Annotated in this window: 16 protein-coding genes; 6 read left to right on the top strand and 10 right to left on the bottom strand. The window is 60.1% G+C overall.

Going from position 1 to position 18234, the window contains the following annotated elements; genetic code table 11:
- Nucleotides 1–238: 238 nt before the first annotated feature.
- On the top strand, nucleotides 239–913 hold the full coding sequence (locus BVH03_RS16275) for a DUF2076 domain-containing protein (protein ID WP_075962138.1): 675 nt from the start codon (nucleotides 239–241) through the stop codon (nucleotides 911–913).
- Nucleotides 914–1240: 327 nt separating this feature from the next.
- On the opposite strand, the gene BVH03_RS16270 is transcribed toward BVH03_RS16275, so the two are convergent.
- Nucleotides 1241–2413: a GGDEF domain-containing protein gene (locus BVH03_RS16270; protein WP_075962137.1), complete on the bottom strand. Its 1173-nt coding sequence runs from the start codon at nucleotides 2411–2413 to the stop codon at nucleotides 1241–1243.
- Nucleotides 2414–2597: 184 nt separating this feature from the next.
- Nucleotides 2598–3260 carry an ion channel gene (locus tag BVH03_RS16265; RefSeq protein ID WP_075962136.1) on the bottom strand — a complete coding sequence of 221 codons (663 nt, stop codon included), beginning with the start codon at nucleotides 3258–3260 and terminating at the stop codon, nucleotides 2598–2600.
- A 250-nt stretch (nucleotides 3261–3510) separates the two neighbouring features.
- Between BVH03_RS16265 and BVH03_RS16260 the strand changes: the two genes are divergently transcribed.
- Together BVH03_RS16260 and BVH03_RS16255 are read left to right on the top strand one after the other, a co-directional pair.
- Nucleotides 3511–4254, top strand: coding sequence for a class I SAM-dependent methyltransferase (locus BVH03_RS16260; RefSeq protein ID WP_075962135.1), 744 nt, complete (start codon nucleotides 3511–3513; stop codon nucleotides 4252–4254).
- Between the two features lie 281 nt (nucleotides 4255–4535).
- Nucleotides 4536–6629, top strand: a complete 2094-nt coding sequence (locus tag BVH03_RS16255; RefSeq protein WP_075962134.1) for a TonB-dependent siderophore receptor — start codon at nucleotides 4536–4538, stop codon at nucleotides 6627–6629.
- A 25-nt stretch (nucleotides 6630–6654) separates the two neighbouring features.
- On the opposite strand, the gene BVH03_RS16250 is transcribed toward BVH03_RS16255, so the two are convergent.
- Both BVH03_RS16250 and BVH03_RS16245 read right to left on the bottom strand, forming a co-directional pair.
- Nucleotides 6655–7173, bottom strand: a complete 519-nt coding sequence (locus BVH03_RS16250; RefSeq protein ID WP_075962133.1) for a hypothetical protein — start codon at nucleotides 7171–7173, stop codon at nucleotides 6655–6657.
- A gap of 180 nt (nucleotides 7174–7353) precedes the next feature.
- Nucleotides 7354–8046, bottom strand: coding sequence for a GNAT family N-acetyltransferase (locus BVH03_RS16245; protein ID WP_075962132.1), 693 nt, complete (start codon nucleotides 8044–8046; stop codon nucleotides 7354–7356).
- 147 nt (nucleotides 8047–8193) lie between these two features.
- Here BVH03_RS16245 and BVH03_RS16240 point away from each other — a divergent pair, with 147 nt between their 5' ends.
- Together BVH03_RS16240 and BVH03_RS16235 are read left to right on the top strand one after the other, a co-directional pair.
- Nucleotides 8194–8529, top strand: a complete 336-nt coding sequence (locus BVH03_RS16240) for a hypothetical protein (RefSeq protein ID WP_075962281.1) — start codon at nucleotides 8194–8196, stop codon at nucleotides 8527–8529.
- The gene (locus BVH03_RS16235) at nucleotides 8513–8713 is read left to right on the top strand and encodes a DUF1289 domain-containing protein (RefSeq protein WP_075962131.1); all 201 of its coding nucleotides are present in this window, start codon (nucleotides 8513–8515) and stop codon (nucleotides 8711–8713) included. Before BVH03_RS16240 ends, BVH03_RS16235 begins: the two co-directional genes overlap by 17 nt.
- Nucleotides 8714–8771: 58 nt before the next feature.
- Here the strand turns inward: BVH03_RS16235 and BVH03_RS16230 are convergent, their stop codons facing one another.
- Entirely contained in the window at nucleotides 8772–9125 is a 354-nt protein-coding gene (locus BVH03_RS16230; protein ID WP_075962130.1) for a MerR family transcriptional regulator, read from the bottom strand.
- Nucleotides 9126–9209: 84 nt separating this feature from the next.
- On the opposite strand from BVH03_RS16230, the gene BVH03_RS16225 reads away from it, so the two are divergent.
- Nucleotides 9210–10016: an aminotransferase class IV family protein gene (locus tag BVH03_RS16225; RefSeq protein WP_075962129.1), complete on the top strand. Its 807-nt coding sequence runs from the start codon at nucleotides 9210–9212 to the stop codon at nucleotides 10014–10016.
- A gap of 87 nt (nucleotides 10017–10103) precedes the next feature.
- On the opposite strand, the gene BVH03_RS16220 is transcribed toward BVH03_RS16225, so the two are convergent.
- From BVH03_RS16220 to BVH03_RS16200, 5 genes are all read right to left on the bottom strand, one after another.
- Nucleotides 10104–10634 (bottom strand): transposase, encoded by a 531-nt coding sequence (locus tag BVH03_RS16220; RefSeq protein ID WP_075962128.1) that lies wholly within the window; start codon nucleotides 10632–10634, stop codon nucleotides 10104–10106.
- A gap of 107 nt (nucleotides 10635–10741) precedes the next feature.
- Nucleotides 10742–11203, bottom strand: a complete 462-nt coding sequence (locus BVH03_RS16215) for a BRO family protein (RefSeq protein ID WP_256574721.1) — start codon at nucleotides 11201–11203, stop codon at nucleotides 10742–10744.
- 626 nt (nucleotides 11204–11829) lie between these two features.
- Complete coding sequence (locus BVH03_RS16210) at nucleotides 11830–13506, bottom strand: P-loop ATPase, Sll1717 family (protein ID WP_256574720.1); 1677 nt, start codon at nucleotides 13504–13506, stop codon at nucleotides 11830–11832.
- Between the two features lie 108 nt (nucleotides 13507–13614).
- On the bottom strand, nucleotides 13615–14868 hold the full coding sequence (locus tag BVH03_RS16205) for a ribonucleotide-diphosphate reductase subunit beta (protein WP_075962126.1): 1254 nt from the start codon (nucleotides 14866–14868) through the stop codon (nucleotides 13615–13617).
- A 155-nt stretch (nucleotides 14869–15023) separates the two neighbouring features.
- Entirely contained in the window at nucleotides 15024–17936 is a 2913-nt protein-coding gene (locus BVH03_RS16200) for a ribonucleoside-diphosphate reductase subunit alpha (protein WP_075962125.1), read from the bottom strand.
- Nucleotides 17937–18234: the final 298 nt, after the last annotated feature.

Genomic DNA, 18234 nt, shown 5'->3' with positions numbered 1-18234 from the left:
CTCTAAAAACGTAGCCGAGGCAGTCAGCGCAAGGCGAAAGCAGGCGAAAAAGCGACTGGGGTCGTGCTCGACGTTACCAGCTGTAAATGAGCATTTTGTTTGGACTCGCATCCAAGTCTGCTTTCAACGCGGCGATGACAATGCAGGCAGTTTTTAGAGTTGCCTTTCAGCGGCGCCGGGCGCCGCGCGGCACCTTGAACAGGGACGTGCATTTCTCCATGGCTCAAACGAGGCATCCATGAATTCCGAAGAGCAAACCCTGATCGATGGCCTGTTCACCCGCCTGCAAGAAGCCGAGCACGAGGGCGGGCTGCGCGATAGCGAGGCCGAGGCGCAGATCAAGAGTCATCTGGCCCGACAGCCTGCAGCGCCGTATTACATGGCCCAGGCGCTGTTGATTCAGGAAGCGGCCATCAAGCGCCTGGATCAGCGCGTGCGTGAACTGGAAGCCCAGGCGGCTGATGCGCAGCGCCAGCGCGCAGGCGGTGGCGGCTTTCTGTCCGGGCTGTTCGGTGGCGGGCAAACGGCCGGCACACCGCAGCCGAGCCAGCGCCCGGCTGGCTGGGGCGAGACGCGCTTTTCCCAGAACGCCAATGTCGCACCCGTGGCCCCGACTGGCATGCCCGGCGCCGCACCGGCCGCCCAGGGCGGCGGTTTCATGCGTGGCGCGCTGCAGACCGCGGCCGGCGTGGCCGGTGGGGTGATGGTGGCGGATCTGCTCACCAACATGTTTCATCACGACCAGCCCCAGGAAATCGTCGAAGTCATCCGCGACGAGGCGCCCGTGCAGGACAGCTTCGCCAACGGCCTGGACGACGCCACTTACGCGGGCAACAGCGACATGAGCAACGACATCGACACCGATGCCTTCGACAGCTCGGACTTCTTCGACGACGACAGCATGTTTAGTTAGGGTCTGTTCCCGTTTCACGCACGGCCGCGCCGGAGCCAGTTCTTGCGCGAGGCAAGGGCCGCGCCCGCTCCAGGCGGGCTTGCGGCATTTCCCACATCCATGTGGGGCACACAGATGCGAAGTTTGGCAGGCCAAATGAGCCATCGAGTAACGCCGCATCGCGCAAGAACTGGCCCGGCCCTCCGGGTTGCGCGGGAAATGACCTCCGCTGTCGTTGCAGGACTTGGCAAGGGAAGACGCGGACGGCTAGTCCATTCCCTGCGTCCTGCGCCTAACCGGAGGCCATTTCTCGCAGCAACGCGGCTCGCGCTGAAACGGGAACAGACCCTAGCCCGCCAGCGGTTCGGCGTTGGCGGTGCGATCGACCAGCCGAATGCTGTCGCGCCCGCCACGTTTGGACTGATACAGCGCCACGTCGCCCTGTTCGATCAGCGCCGCCAGGCTGGCAGGCGGCTGGTCGAACAGGCTGGCGCCGATGCTCAGGGTCACCGCCTCGGGGGTGGCGAACGTGTGCGCGGCGGTGTTCTGAAATTGCTGACGCAGCAGGTCACCGAGGCTGTTGATGAGCGCTGGCGAAGCGTCCCTGAGCAGAATCACGAACTCGTCACCGCCCAGACGCGCCGCCAGTGAGCCGTCGGGTAGCACCCGGCGAATCATCTCGCCAAGGGCGATCAACAGTTTGTCGCCCGCCGTATGGCCGTGCAGGTCGTTGACCTGTTTGAAGTTGTCGATGTCGATCAGCAGCAACGCGCCGGGATGCTTCGGCGAAACCCCGTCGAGCAGTTTGGGCGCCCGCGCCTCCAGGGCGCGGCGGTTGTACATGGCGGTCAGCGGGTCGCGTGCGGCCAGGCGTTCGATACGTTTCTCCCGGCGATAACGCACGGTCCCGGTCATCGACAGGGCGATCAGCATCAATGCCATCACACCCTCCACCAGCGAGATCTGGATGATCTCGCCGCGAAATGCCGCGAGGTCGATCAGCGTGCCCGGCACCAGTACCGGAAAGGTCTTGGCGACGTAGAACAGCCCGTGGCCCAGCAGTACGAAGCGTAACTGGGCCGCGCCGGCGCCCAGTGACTTGCCCCGAGGGCGCAGCAGAAAACTGGCCCTGATGGTGATCAGCGCGATCAGCAGCGAATTGACCACCAGCATGATCTTCGACCACTCCGGCCCTTCCGGCAGAATCAGCATCGCGAACCAGATCACGGCCACCAGAATCCAGGCCGGCGACAGCCGCATTTCGGTAAAGCGCGCCACACCGGCCAAGAACAGCCAGTGCGAGGTTATCAGCAGGCCGTTGGCGAACCAGATACCGACCAGCAGCAGGCCGCTGCTGCGCAGCAGGGCAAGGGTGCAGCCCACGCTGATCAGCGCAAAACCCGCGCTCCAGAACAGCAGCGAAGGCTCACGTACGGTTTGCCATTCGATGGCCATATACAAGGCGGCCGCCAACGCCAGGGCGATGGTGATCGTCAGTATGGTTAGGGGGTCGAACGCCATGGTCTGCTGGGCCTGCGAGTAGAAGGAACGAGAGCGGAGTGCGCCGCTGGGCTCGAGCGGCGGCGATTGTGTGTTTGAGCGTAGCCGTCATGGGCGAAACCGGATGGCTGGCAGGCTTTTCCCGAGCCATGAATACCCACCGGTTCAGCGGTTCGTGCGTGCTTTGTACGTCTGCGCCCCAGGTTCAGTTGTGTTTCGGCCTTACCGTCAGGCTGACCAGGCGGGTGACCACCAGGCCGATGTACATGACCCCGGCGAATTGCTCGAGCATCACCAGGGCGCGGGCGAAAGGCCGCAGCGGAATGATGTCGCTCAGGCCGACGCCCGACAGGGTGGTGAAACTCAGGAACAGCAGCTCCACCCAGGTGCGCTGCGCCTCGGGATCGATCGCCGCGGTGAAGCTGCCGGGATTGAGCAGTTGGCAGACATGAAACGCATGGGCGAAGGCCCAGGCCAGCAGGGTAAAGGTGGCGCCGACGGCGAACAGCTCATCGGTGCTCGCGCGCTGGTCTTCCATCATGTAGGCGATCAGGCCGCCGGCAGCATAGAAATAGAAGCTCGACTCCAGCGCCGCGAGGAGGATCGACAGCGCGGTGTTGTACTCGAACTCCATGGCCACGGTCAGCATCAGGATGCACGCCGCCTGGGTGAAGGCGATCCACTGGATGGTCGGGCTGCTGCGCACCATGCGCAGCGACATCGCCAGCACCACGATGCCAAAGGCGCCAACGATGGCCCGCCCCTCGGACAGGCGTTCCATGAACGGGTAGAGCACGATGCCCAGCAACTGCACGAACAGCAGGCTGGCGGACGGGTAGCGGAGCAGATAGGTGTGAGCCTTGGGCATCGGAGTCGACCGGGCGAGGGGAGGTATGCAGCGGGGCGCCATTTTGCCGGGCAGTCTAATGGATCGCCAGCGCCGCGTAAGCTGCCGTTCGCCGTCTGGCAGGCTGCATGGCGTTTTGTGCAGGGCGGCCATCAACCGGGCTTATCCGCTCATGGCCTGCTGCACCCGCGCAGCGAATAGTGGCAGCGCCGCGCGGGTTTTCGGCTATGATCCGCCACCCTCGAAAACACCCCGTCATGGTCAGGTTCCGATGCCCGTCAACGCCCTCTATACGGACCTGTCCGATTACTACGACCTGATGTGCGCCGATATCGACTACCAGGCGCAAAGCCACGCTGTGCAGCGCCTGCAACAGCTGTTCGGCAACGGTGGCAAACGGCACCTGGACCTGGCCTGTGGCACCGGGCCCCACGTACGGCATTTTCTCGATGCCGGCTTTCAGAGCAGCGGGCTGGACATCAACCAGCCAATGCTCGACAAGGCCGCCATTCGCTGCCCCGAAGCGCACTTCGCAGTACAGGACATGTGCGCGTTCAGCGTCGACGAGCCGGTCGACCTGATCACCTGCTTTCTCTATTCGCTGCACTACAGCGCCACGCTCGCGCGGCTCGCCGCCTGCATTGCCAGCGTGCACCGCGCCCTGCAGCCCGGTGGGCTGTTCTGCTTCAACGCGGTCGACCGCACCCGCATCGACAACCGCCTGTTCGCGGCGCACACCGTGCAGGTCGAGGCGGGACGCTTCACCTTCAGTTCCGGCTGGCATTACAGCGGGACGGGGGAGCGGCAGGCGCTGCGCCTACGCATCGAGAAAAGCAGTGGTGATGAAACCCTGACCTGGCACGACGAACACCCCATGGTCGCAGTCAGCTTCGCCGAGCTGCAGGCGCTGCTCGAGCCGCACTTCGAGGTGCAGGTGCTCGAACACGACTATCAGAAAATCCTGCCGATCAGCGAGAACGCCGGCAACGCGCTGTTCGCCTGCGTGAAGCGCTAGCGAGTACGGCTGAAAGACGCCCGTCGACCCCTAGCGGCTTTAGCCGCGATGTTCTCGGCGCCTTCGCGCTCGATCGCGGCTAAAGCGAATCGTCGCCCGGCCGCTCCCATACGGCTCGTGCTGCAGAAAGTCCGCAATATCGAGACGCTACAGCTCCGTCATCCAGGCTGGACAGTCGGGCAAATATTGTATGTAAATATGAATGGGACGCTATTTCATAAGTAAACGCAAAGCATTACCATCCGCGCGCCAAAAACAGCCCTCTCTGGATGCGCCCCTTCATGCCTGCCTCTTTGCGTCTCGTATCTGTTTCGCTTGGCTTTTCCGTTCTACTGACTACCGGCTTCACCTATGCGGCCCCGACCATGCTGCCGCAAACCTCGATCAACGCCGACCGTGATGCCGAAGCCGACACCCCGCGCACCAAGGAAGTCAGCACCGCCACCCGTACCGCCACGCCGGTGCGCTACGTACCCCAGGCCATCGACTCGGTGAAAACCGCCAGCGTGCTCGACTATGGCACCAACGACCTGGCCACGGCGCTGAGCGGCATTCCCAACGTCAGCGGTGCGGCGGATACCCGTTTCGACGGCCTGCGCATCCGCGGTTTCGAGGCCAGCAACGACCTGTACCTCGATGGCGTACGCGATGACAGCCAGTACGTACGCGACCTGCACAACATCGAGCGTATCGACGTGCTCAAGGGCCCGGCTGCGGTGCTCTACGGGCGCGGCAGCCAGGGCGGCATCGTCAACCGCATCAGCAAGGTGCCCGAAGCCGGGCGGCGCTCCAGCATCGAGGCCCAGGGCGGCAGCGAAGACCTACGCAGCCTGTACGCCGACCTGAGTGCCGATGCGAGCGAAAACATCAGCCTGCGCCTGAACATGGGCAACCAGGACGCCAACAGTTTTCGCGATGGCGTGTCCAGCCACCGCCAGTTGTTCGCGCCCTCGATCAGCTGGCAGCTCACACCTCGCCTCAACTGGCTGGCGCAGTACGAATACAGCCGTTTCGACCGCACGCCGGATCGCGGCATCCCCGGCCTAAATGGCCGCCCGGCCGACGTGAAGCGTGAAATTACCTACGGCGACGACCGCGACTACATCGACGACAAAGCACAATCGCTGCGCTCCAAGCTGACCTTCGATCTCAACGACAACTGGCAGCTGCGCCAGACCTTGAGCGTGTTCAAGCTCGACAGTGATTTCGACAACACCTACCTGACCGGGGGCAACGCGGCCACCAGGCGCGTGACCCGCCAACGCTGGCAGCAGGATCTGCATACCCGCAATGTCTTCGGCAACCTCGAGGCTGAAGGCACCGTCGATACCTTCGGCTTCGAGCACCGCTTGCTGACCGGGGTCGAGATCGGCAACCAGCGGCGCGACCCGAGGCTGTACCGCGCTGCCTTAAGCGGGCTGCAAGCGGTGCCCACGCTGGATTTGTACAACCCGGATCGCAACCAGAGCCACACTGGCCCCATGCCGGTGTTCAGCGACAACCACACTGAAGTCGAAAGCCGCGCGATCTACCTGCAGGACCAACTGCGCCTGAGCGAACAATGGCAGCTGCTGGCGGGCCTGCGCTATGACCGCTTCGAGGTGGACACCACCAACAGGCTGACCGGGATTTCTGACGGCCGAGACGACAACAGCGTCAGCCCCCGTGTCGGCCTGGTCTGGACGCCGCTGCAGGATCACTCCTTCTACGCTTCGTGGAGCAAGAGCTATTCGCCGGTCGGCGGCGGCCTGATCGGTATCACCCCGAACGCCACCGGCAATGCCAATGACCTGGAACCGGAGCTGACTCGGCAGAAAGAGATCGGCGTGAAAAGCGACTGGCTGGGTGACCGCCTGAGCACCACGTTCGCCGTTTACGAACTGGAACTCTACAACCGTCGTACCACCGACCCCGTCAACCCGGCGCTGACCATCCTCACCGGCCTGCAACGCTCGCGCGGCATCGAGCTCACTGCCACCGGCCAACTGGCTGGCAACTGGTACCTGCGCGGCGGCGTCGGCGTGCAGGATGCGACCATCGTCAAGGACAACAACGGCCAGGAAGGCAACCGCGTCAGCAACGTCGCCAAGCGTAACGGCAGCCTGTTCCTGACTTGGAAGCCGGAGCAGGGCTGGTATGCCGAAACCGGCCTGACCCTGGTCGGCAGTCGCTTCGCCGACAACCTGAATACCACCGTGCTGCCCGGCTATGGCCGCTGGGACGCGCTGGCCGGTTTCCGCCAGAGGGACTGGGACCTGCGCGCCGCCCTGAATAACCTCACCGACCGCACCTACTACAGCTCGGCGACCAGCGCCGGGCAGATTCGCCTCGGCGAGCCACGCAACCTGGTGGTCATCGGTACCTACCGCTTCTGAGGTCGGGCCTGCGCTGCCGCGCTGGCTACCTGGCCAGCGCGGCAGGGTTGTCGGCCGCTGCGCTTTTCACCTTGGCCGCCAATACGGCGGCCTGGATCGCTACCAGGCTGCGCTTGGCCGCCGGCGACTCGAACACCGCACTTTCAGCCAGGGTGTAAACGCGCTCGCCGTTGTGCAGGGTAAATTCCACGAACGCCAGGTGCTCGCTCCATGAGCGGTAGCGCCGCACCATAAACAGTCTGTGCTTCGAGGCAACCGAGCGCACGCTGCTCAGCGGTATCTGCCGGTGATTGCTTGCGCTGGCAATGATCAGTTCATCGTCATGTATCGAGGCCGGCCCGGCCTTGTTCATCCGCCGCCATTCCAGCGCAAATCGCCAACCCATAAGCAGCAGGCAGCCGCCAACCAGCAGCAGTTCGGGCAGCTGCATATCCGCTGCCTTGAACAACAGCATGGCGCCAATGGCCAGGAGAATGGTCAGGGTGATGGAGCGGTAGAAATAGACGTTATGAAAATCGGGGAAGCTCAGAAAGCGGGTGTCCATAGGCGCATTCTCGTCCAGAAGTCTGACTACCGGATGTTCCCACGGCCGTGGGCGCATAGCATTGAAAGGCTTTGCGCCGGCTTCCTGCCCATAACTGCTCGGCATCTCGGCAGGTTATGGCATCTGTTCGTCATGCTGCGTGATCCGGCACGCAAATCGGCAGCGTCCTCGCCTATGTGATCAGTGCAGCGTCGGCGTAAGCCTTTCAGCAACCAGCTGGCGAGCCTGGTGGGCGAGCTGATCCAGGTGATAGTCGCGCTGCTTTTCGGCCTCGCTCATGGCCTTCTTGCCATGCTGCTTGAGCAGGTAGGCGTGGATCTGCCGCACCTCGGTGGACTGGAAAACCGGCGCCAGGTCCTGCACGGCCACCAGGCCATCGGAGCGCTGGTCGCGGGTGTTCATCAGCACCTGCGGCCCTTGCGCGGCCAGCACCTGAAAGCCCATGGCCTCGAAGGTCGGCACCTTGCCGGCCACGCAGGCCAGCTCCATATGCGGATGGCGCTCGATGATGCGTTGCAACATGGCGCGGGCAACACCGCGCCGGCGATGGCTGGCCGCTACGGCCATATAAGCGAGGGTGCAGGCTTCGGCGTCGTCCTGGCTGGGCAGGTACAGCGCAAAACCCAGCACCACGGCAGGATCTTGATCATCCAGGGCCAGCAGCAGGTGCGTCGGGCTATCGGCCTCGCCGTTCATGGCCTGCAGGTACAGGTGCACCTCAAAGCCGATCACATACTGGTACAGCTGGAACAGTGGGTTGCTGGGCGTCAGCGGCACCGGGCTGATGTCGCTGAAGTAGTCCACCACCATCTGCAGCACCTGGGCTTTGAGATACTCGGGTGGCGGGGCGTCGAGGTGGGTGAGGGTGAACATCGGGCGGGCTCTTTATAAAACGGCGGGCGGCATTGTAACGCGTGTGGCCGCTGACGTTGTGTAGGGGAGAGGGTACGAGCTGTTCAGCTCAAGGCGCATACCTCGGGTAACATGGCGCTGCATCGAGCATTGATTCAGAAGGGCCTTATGGCAGCCTCGAAACGAAAATATGCAAGCATCGAGCGCGAGCTGATTCGCACGCTGACAGATGCCTGCGAAACGGCAAAAAGTGAAATCGTCGGCTTTCAGTGGCTCACTCACGAGGTGGACTACGAGCGCTTTCCAGAGAGCCTGATCGTCACTTGGGTGTTCGATACCGAGACCAACAAGGCAAGTACACTCGCCAGTGCGGACAAGGCGAGAGTGCTGGCGCTGACCCTGGCTGCTTTCGAGGAAGTAGGTATCAGCGTGACCCGCATCACTGACCATGTGACGTTTTTTGTCGAGCAACCGGCGAGGGGCAAACGTGGCCAAGGACATTGAAAACCCCTGCGTGTCGCTGTGCCAGCTCAACAGTGAAATGTGCGTGAGCTGTGGCCGCACCCGAGAAGAAATCCGCAAATGGCGCGGCATGAAACGCCCCGAGAAGATGGCCACCGTGCAGAAGGCTGCGACGCGGATGAAGGCGATTGCCAAGAAGAAGGGCAAAGGGCAGAAGCCCGATTAGCCCGTTGATCGCTCCAACGTCTCGCGCAAGAGCGATTCTGTCGTGCGAGTGCCCGGCTTCAGTCACGTTCAACTTCGTGTAGAAAACTCTCCAGAATCTTGCGGCTTTGCGCCAGCTCGGCCGCTTTCTGATCCGCCACGCGGATCTGTTCGTGCAGCACCTCACGTAGTTCATCACAAGGCTCGAAAGCCAGGCCTTCACCTCTTACGCACGGCAAGAATTTCAAGATGGTCGCCAGGGTCATGCCGGCGGCGCCCAGCAATCGGATGCGTTCGACCGTGCGCAGTTCTTCCAGCGCGTAATCGCGGTAACCGCTTGTCGTGCGCTTTGGCTGCAGCAGCCCTTCGGTTTCGTAATAGCGCAGCATTCTGACGCTTACGCCCGAACGCCTGGAGAGCTCGCCTATTTTCATCCTTTGCTTCGCCTTGACTCTGACAGTGCTGTCAGGGTCGATGATAGGCGCTCGATCAATCGAGCACCATCAGGAGCCTCTGTCATGACCACTCACTCGTCGTCCTACATCGACGGCCAACCCGTCAATGCCTCGGCGCTGACCCCGCTGGCGTTCGCCGGCTTTGCCCACTTCACTGCCATGCAGGTGAGGGATTCGAGAGTCAAGGGACTGGATCTTCACCTGAGCCGACTGCGTCATGCCTCTCTGCAGTTATTCCAGCGTGCACCGGATGATGCGCTGTTGCGGTCGTACATTCGAACCGCGATCAGAGAGGGCGCGAGCGAGCAGTCGCTGACGGTCACCGTCTTTTCACCGCATGGCGAGTTCACGGCTGACAGCATGGACGTCGAGCCAGCCGTGTTCGTGCGTAAAGACGCGCCGTCCGATGGGCCGCAAGGCCCGTTGCGCTTGAGCGTCATCGAGCATGAGAGGCCGCTGGCCGCCATCAAGCATGTCGGTGAAATCGGCAAGACCTATTACCTTCACCAGGCCATACGCGAGGGGTTCGATGATGCGGCCTTCGTCGATCAGCGTGGGCACCTGAGCGAGGGCACGATATGGAACCTGGCCTTCTGGGACGGTGAAGCGGTGATCTGGCCCGAGGCCGAGAGGCTCGAGGGCACCATGATGGGCATGGTCCAGCGTCAGCTGGCCCGCCTCGGCGTACCGCAGCGTGTCGAGCCCATCACCCTCGAGCGTGTGAAGGCGCTTTGCGGTGCGGCCGTGCTCAATTCATGGACGCCGGGCATTGCCGTCACCGCCATTGGCTGCCATGCGCTCGACGAGGCGAGGCCGTTTATCGAGCTGCTGCACAAGGCTTACGGGGCCGAGCCGGCCGAGGTGCCCTGAGCTTGCGGGAGGCCAGCACGATCGATGGCAACCATGTAGGGTGGATGACGCTTTTTTCATCCACCATAGCGATACAACGTCGGCCCCTCATTCGCCGTAACCTCGCTCAGCGCCCTCCGGCTCCACACACCAGCCAAGCGGATAAATGCCCATCGCCATCGCACGATGAAAGCTCGAATACGGCCAGTCCTCCAACCGCTCGACATAGCCGTGTTTCAACGGATTGACGTGGATGTAATCGAAGTGTCGCTGGTAGTCCCGTTCGTCACGAATCAGGTGCTCCCAATAACGCCGTTGCCAGATACCGCGCTCGCGGCGGCGTTGCTGATTGACCGTGCGTGTCTCAGTAGTGGGGAGACGTTTGGCGAAGGCGAACTTGATCACCTTCCAGCGCAGGGCGAAGTCGGCATCGCCTGGCGGTAGCGTCCATAGGCAGTGCATGTGGTCGGGCAGCACCACCCAGGCATCGATATGGAAAGGGTGCCGGGCCCGCGTGGCCCGCACCGTCTCACGCAGCAGCTCGATTTCGCGGGTCAGCAGGTCGCTGGTGCGATCACGCAGATTGACGGTGAAGAAGTAGGTGGCGTCAGGAACCTGGGCGCGGCGGTAGTTGGGCATGGCGGCTCATCCTTGAGCAGTGGGTTGCCTGAACCATGGTGGACAAGCTTCGTGTTGTCCACCCTACAGTCAATTTTTGTGTCGCGTAGGAGGGATTGGACTACTTGCTAGCCAGGCCGATACGGTATCCATACATCGCCCTGCCAATGCAGCAGTGACAGGCCCTGACGGTTTTCGCGGCGCGGGCGGCGAGTGTTCGCTGGCCCGCCCTCGCGTAGCGTTGGCACCACATCGGCGGTGATCCAGCGGCGGATGCAGCGGTTCTCCGGGTGGTAGTAGTGGATCAGCGCGGCGTATGCGCCGGATTCGCTGATCAGCCGGGTCGTCTCCGGTTGGCCATGGGTGTTGAGCAGCACCGCATCGAGCAACTGGTCGGCGTCCAGCGTGCGGGTAACGCGTTCTTTCAGGTGCGGTTGGCCGATCAGCCGGCCCAGGTCGCGGGCGCAGAACCAGCAGTGGGGTTCGAGCAGCACGGCGCGCAGTTGGCGGCGGTGGCGGGTGAAGGTCGTCGGGATCAGGGTTTCGCCGGGGAGGGCGGGTATGGCGGGGAATGCGGATTGGGTTGGCATATCCATGATCTCAATGGAATACACCGCTGCTTTCGGGAGCAGTATTGCCGCTGCGTGAAGCGTTTCTTAGGCGCTGTGGCTCAGGGTAGGGATGTAAGAGTGGATGGTCAATGGCGGCTAGCGGTAGGGTGGATGACGCTCTTCTCATCCACCATTGCGGTAATAGTCCGGGTCACTTCCTTTCGGCGTGAACTCGCTGCTTTCGTGTTGTTGCCGATACCGGTTCCGCTCTTACAGCGGCTCACTTTTGGCAAACGCCCCAAAAGTAAGCAAAAAGGCTTGCCCCTGGCATCCGGCCCGACTTCGTCGGGTTCCCTCGTTACATCGTCGTTCCAGGGGCACGCCGCGAAGGGCCATCCCTGGCCCATCGCGGCTCTCGCGGCATCCATGCCGCTCAACCCCTTACACAACGATTCCACTCGGCCTCCTGACGGGGCGTCTGGCGTCGTCTGTGAGATAGGTGATCATTGATTGTGCCCACGCTCTGCGTGGCCACGCCTTGCGAAGACGCTTTGCATCCTGCTTTTGATCTGTGACCTAGATGAGCTCGTGCTGAATTCGGCATTGATAGACGCAGAGCGTCGAAACTAGATTCCCGCGTGTGAGCGATCAAAACTGCGGTGCATTTAGTCGAAGTTTTCTGGTTCAAATATTTCATGCTGCTCGGAGATTATATCTAGTGATCTGTGCAGCATTTTATGGACTTTTAAGTTTTCTGATCTTCGAGTTTCACCTCGTGAAATCGCAGATTGATCAATGTAAGACCAGATGAATGTTTCTGTCGCCCCTACTTTTACGCCGAGAGCGCCAATCTTGTACAGGCATGAGAATATAGTTGCTAGTACATCTGACTCTTTAGCCCCTTTTGAGTCGTAGTATTTTTGAACGATGGCAGTACAGGGGTCGCTGTTTTTTTGTTCATATAATGTCATCATTACTTCTTCGATCCTAGACTCCTTTATAAGGGACCTGGTAAAAGTTGATTTCAATCCGCGCAATATTTCAATTGTGTCTTCGAGCGAAGGGTAAATGTCACTCCATTCTTCTTTTAGAGACTTTACTCTCTTGGTAGAGTATTGTGCTTCTGCAGCAACTAACGACCTCCAAGAGACTCGTTCTCTTTCAGATGCTATAGAGAAGCTTTCATTGACAAACTGAAGGACATCTCTAGGTCTTCTTAATGATCGTTCGATTATGAAGTCTAAAGAAGTTTGTCCGCCGCCTTTTCGTGGTTTGGGAAAAATATGTTCGAAAGATACCTTTTCCTTAGTATATTGGCTTTTGAATACCTCATTTATTCTTAGTTCTATTAGTTTTGCTAAGTCCTCAGGCGACCGTTTTATGTCTAAAAGATAGGATTCGTATTTTTCCTCTTGGAAACCAGAATCTCGAGTTTTATCAAAAACTAGGTCAAGTAGATCCTTTCGAAGTGCAGCTATTATTTTTACCTGTCGTATCTTTCTGAATGTCTTTATTTCTTCGATTAGAGCTCTTATGAAGTGGCAGCGAGTATTAGTGCTTGCCCAGTCCTCGTCTAATTGATCAATAAGGATGAAAAACTTTTTCTGAGGGTCTGTGAAAGAGTGGTCAGCAAGCAGGTCGAGCATCTCGTTTAATTTCTTTATTTGTAATCCGTTGACTACTTGGCTTGCTCTCTGTTTGATTTCTGACTTGGTTTCTTCTGAAAGTTTTTTAGCGCCATCTAGCGACAAATCTAATCCGTTGAATTTTGTGCCAATTGTAGCTTTTGTGTCTCGCTCAAGTTTTTTTGTTATTTCTTTTAAGTGTTCGCTTGTGTCTAGCCAGAATTTATCACTCCACTCGTTAAAATATTCAATCGCTTTCCGCTTTGCTGGGTCTCGGCTAAATGCGTTGAAAATTCCCTCAATAAAACCTCGGCTATCGACTTCGCTTTTGAATTCATAGCGGAGTTTTAATAACTCTACTGTGAGGACATGGCGCCATAGTAGTCTGTAAAATAGATCTAGGTTTATTCCTAGCTCTTCAAAAAACTGAATGATGTCTGAATTCTCTAAGAAGCGGAGAGAAATGTCATTGGGGTCAAGCTTTATGCTCTTAGAGGCTGTCTCTTCTATTTTGTATATTAGTGCGCTTTTCCCTGACCCTGTACGGCCTAATATTATTGATACAGGGCTGTCGATGTTTGTTAGTAGCTTTAAATTGCCGTTGTCGACAAAGCATTTCTTCAGAAGTTCGGAGTCCGCTTCAGCATCCAGAGCGCCGATTTTAAGATTTTTTGTAATTTTTAATTTTGAGTCTTCTATGATAATAAAGAACCTCAATATATTTATAATAACAAAAAGCCCCGCACTAGGCGGGGCTCTTTATAAGCTTCAACCCCAACATCCATGGCAGGTGTGGGGTGAATCTACCGTAATTTCAAATTGCCATCAATCCCAGCTCAACGCCCCACCCGTCTGATACTCGATCACACGGGTTTCGAAGAAGTTTTTCTCTTTCTTCAAGTCCATGATTTCGCTCATCCATGGGAAGGGGTTGCTGGCGCCCGGGTACTCTTCCTTCAGGCCGATCTGGGTCAGGCGGCGGTTGGCGATGAATTTGAGGTAGTCCTCCATCATCGCGGCGTTCATGCCGAGTACGCCGCGGGGCATGGTGTCGCGGGCGTATTCGATTTCCAGCTGGGCGCCCTGCAGGATCATCTGGGTCGCTTCGTCTTTCATTTGCGCGTCCCACAGGCTCGGGTTCTCGATCTTGATCTGGTTGATCACGTCGATACCGAAGTTCAGGTGCATGGATTCGTCGCGCAGGATGTACTGGAACTGCTCGGCGGTGCCGGTCATCTTGTTGCGGCGGCCCATGGAGAGGATCTGGGTGAAGCCGCAGTAGAAGAAGATGCCTTCCAGTACGCAGTAGTAGGCGATCAGGTTCTTGAGGAACTGGCGGTCGGTTTCCGGGGTGCCGGTCTTGAACTCGGGGTCGGAGATCGAGCGGGTGTACTTGAGGCCCCAGGAGGCCTTCTTCGCGACGCTGGGGATCTCGTGGTACATGTTGAAGATCTCGCCTTCATCCATGCCCAGCGATTCGATGCAGTACTGATAGGCGTGGGTGTGGATCGCTTCCTCGAAGGCCTGGCGCAGGATGTACTGACGGCACTCGGGGTTGGTGATCAGGCGGTATACGGCCAGTACCAGGTTGTTGGCAACCAGGCTGTCGGCGGTGGAGAAGAAGCCGAGGTTGCGCATGACGATGCGGCGCTCGTCCTCGGAGAGGCCGTCAGTGCTCTTCCACAGAGCGATGTCGGCGTTCATGTTCACTTCCTGCGGCATCCAGTGGTTGGCGCAACCATCCAGATACTTCTGCCAGGCCCAGTCGTACTTGAAGGGTACGAGCTGGTTGAGGTCGGCGCGGGCGTTGATCATCTGCTTGTCGCCGACTTCCACGCGCGCGGAGGTGCCTTCGAGCTCGTCCAGGCCTTCCTGGATGTCGAGGTCGTTGAGGGCCTTCTTGGCGCGGGCGATAGCGTCGGAGTCATTGGCGTCGATGGCGCGGGCTTCGAGGGCGGCATTGCCACCGACCTGATTGAGTTTGTCCAGGCTCATGTCGGCAGCGGCTTGTGCGGCGGACTGTTTCGGAGCGGCAGCTTCAGCGCCGTCTTCCTTGTCGAATTCATCCCAGCTCAGCATGGTGGGGCTCCTTTCAGGAGCAGCTTCAAGCTTCAGGCTTCAAGCTGCAAGTGGTTGGGTGGTAGCGGGGAGGGCGGTCCATCCCCGCGAGCAGCACACGGTCGGCCATGTTGTGCGGCCAGCTTGTGGCTGACCGCTTGCAGCTTGCCGCTGCTTTATTGGCAGGCTTCGCAGTCCGGTTCGTCGATGGCGCATGCCTTCGGAACCGGCGCGGGGCCAGGGGAGGCCTGGGTGGCCGGCGCGGCAGCAGGTGCTGCGGCGAGGCCTGCGTCGCCACCACTGGATACGGCGTTGAGCTTGCCGGTGTTGATGGTGGACTTCTCGGTGCTGGTCGCGGCCAGGGCACGGAGGTAGTAGGTGGTTTTCAGGCCACGGTACCAGGCCATGCGGTAGGTCACGTCGAGCTTCTTGCCCGAGGCGCCAGCGATGTACAGGTTGAGCGATTGCGCCTGGTCGATCCACTTCTGGCGACGGCTGGCGGCATCGACGATCCACTTGGTGTCGACTTCGAAGGCGGTGGCGTAGAGGTCTTTCAGCTCTTGCGGGATGCGCTCGATCTGCTGCACGGAGCCGTCGTAGTACTTGAGATCGTTGATCATGACCGAGTCCCACAGGCCGCGTGCCTTGAGGTCGCGAACCAGGTAGGGGTTGATCACGGTGAATTCGCCGGAGAGGTTCGATTTCACGTACAGGTTCTGGTAAGTCGGTTCGATGGACTGCGATACGCCGGTGATGTTGGCGATGGTCGCGGTCGGCGCGATGGCCATGATGTTCGAGTTACGAATGCCTTTCTGTACGCGAGCACGGACCGGTGCCCAGTCCAGGGTTTCGTTCAGGTCGACGTCGATGTACTTCTGGCCACGGGCCTCGATGAGGATCTGCTGGGAGTCCAGCGGCAGAATGCCCTTGCTCCACAGCGAACCCTGGAAGGTTTCGTAGGCGCCACGCTCGTCGGCCAGGTCACAGGACGCCTGGATGGCGTAGTAGCTGACCGCTTCCATGGACTTGTCGGCGAACTCCACGGCGGCGTCGGAGCCGTAGGCGATGTGCTGCAGGTACAGGGCGTCCTGGAAGCCCATGATGCCCAGGCCGACCGGACGGTGCTTGAAGTTGGAGTTACGCGCCTGGGGTACCGAATAGTAGTTGATGTCGATGACGTTATCGAGCATGCGTACGGCGGTCTTCACGGTGCGCGCCAGCTTGGCGGTGTCCAGCTTGCCGTCCTTGATGTGGTTAGGCAGGTTGACCGAGCCCAGGTTGCAGACGGCGATCTCGTCCTTGTTGGTGTTCAGGGTGATCTCGGTGCACAGGTTGGAGCTGTGCACCACGCCCACGTGCTGCTGCGGGCTGCGCAGGTTGCATGGGTCCTTGAAGGTCAGCCATGGGTGGCCGGTCTCGAACAGCATCGAGAGCATCTTGCGCCACAGGTCTTTGGCCTGGATGGTCTTGAACAGTTTGACCTTGCCTGGGTACTCGGTCAGGGCTTCGTAGTACTCGTAGCGCTCTTCGAAGGCCTTGCCGGTCAGGTCGTGCAGGTCCGGTACTTCGCTTGGCGAGAACAGGGTCCATTTGCCGTCGTCGAAGACGCGCTTCATGAACAGGTCCGGGATCCAGTTGGCGGTGTTCATGTCGTGGGTACGGCGACGGTCATCACCAGTGTTCTTGCGCAGCTCGATGAACTCTTCGATGTCCATGTGCCAGGTTTCCAGGTAGGCACAAACAGCGCCTTTGCGCTTGCCGCCCTGGTTGACCGCTACGGCGGTGTCGTTGACCACCTTGAGGAACGGCACCACGCCCTGGGATTTGCCGTTGGTGCCCTTGATGTAGGCGCCCAGCGAGCGCACCGGGGTCCAGTCGTTGCCCAGGCCGCCAGCGAATTTGCTCAGCAGGGCGTTGTCGCGGATGGCGTCGTAGATGCCGCCCAGATCGTCAGGTACGGTGGTCAGGTAGCAGCTGGACAGCTGCGGACGCAGGGTGCCGGCGTTGAACAGGGTCGGCGTGGACGCCATGTAGTCGAACGACGACAGCAGGTTGTAGAACTCGATGGCGCGGTCTTCGCGGTTGTTCGGCTCTTCGATGGCCAGGCCCATGGCCACGCGCATGAAGAACACTTGGGGCAGTTCGAAGCGCACGCCATCCTTGTGGATGAAGTAACGGTCGTACAGGGTCTGTAGGCCCAGGTAGGTGAACTGCTGGTCGCGCTCGTGGTTGATCGCCTTGCCCAGTTTTTCCAGGTCATAGGTTTTCAGTTTCGGGTCCAGCAGTTCGAACTCGACGCCGGCTTCGACGTAGGCCGGCAGGGCCTTGGCATACAGCTCGGCCATCTCGTGGTGAGTGGCGCTGGCGGCGACATTGAGGAAGCTCAGGCCTTCGGCGCGGATGTTGTCCATCAGCAGGCGGGCGGTGACGTAGCTGTAGTTCGGCTCACGCTCGACCAGGGTACGGGCGGTCATCACCAGGGCGGTGTTGACGTCTTTCTGGGCAACGCCGTCGTAGAGGTTCTTCAGGGTTTCTTTCTGGATCAGCGTGCCGTCGACTTCCAGCAGGCCTTCGCAGGCTTCGCTGACGATGGTATTGAGGCGGCCCATGTCCAGTGGTGCCAGGCTGCCGTCAGCCAGGGTCACGCGGATGCTCGGGTGCGGCTCGGCGATGCCGTCGACAGCGTCGGCGCTCTTGCGCTTGTTGGCCTGGGCTTCGCGGTAGATCACGTAGTCACGGGCGACTTTCTGCTCGCCGGCGCGCATCAGGGCCAGTTCGACCTGGTCCTGGATCTCTTCGATGTGGATGGTACCGCCCGATGGCATACGACGCTTGAAGGTCGCGGTGACCTGCTCGGTCAGGCGTGCGACGGTGTCATGGATGCGCGACGAGGCGGCAGCGGTGCCGCCCTCCACTGCGAGGAACGCCTTGGTGATGGCAACGGTGATCTTGTCACCGGTGTAAGGCACCACGGTGCCGTTACGCTTGATCACACGCAGTTGGCCCGGCGCGGTAGCGGCCAGGTCCTGAGGGGCGTCGCCCTGAGGCACGCTGGCCTGAGGGTTCTCACGAGTGGTGTCGGTGTGCATGAAGGTCTCCATGATCAATGAAATTTTCGGGGCGAAGCGTTGTGTCGTTGATCGACGTGGTACCCGGCGTTCATTCCAATCGACAAAGCCTGCGCCCGCACGAAGCTGGCAGCAGGGTGTTGCAAAAAGGCGGTGATGGACCGGTCGAGGCGCTGCTCGGTGGTGGTCGGTACTGTTCGATGCCGGAACGCTTCATCCCTGGCGTTTACTGGTGCTTCCTGCTGCGTGGGGCCACTAGATGTTGTGATGGCCGCTACGGGTGCAGCGTCTGGTGTCGTATCGGGTGCGAACGATCGGG

Source organism: Pseudomonas sp. PA15(2017), assembly GCF_001945395.1.
In the GTDB taxonomy this organism is placed as follows: Bacteria; Pseudomonadota; Gammaproteobacteria; order Pseudomonadales; family Pseudomonadaceae; genus Aquipseudomonas.
The sequence above is the reverse complement of the archived record's forward strand: the minus strand, read 5'-3'. Positions and strand labels throughout refer to the sequence as shown.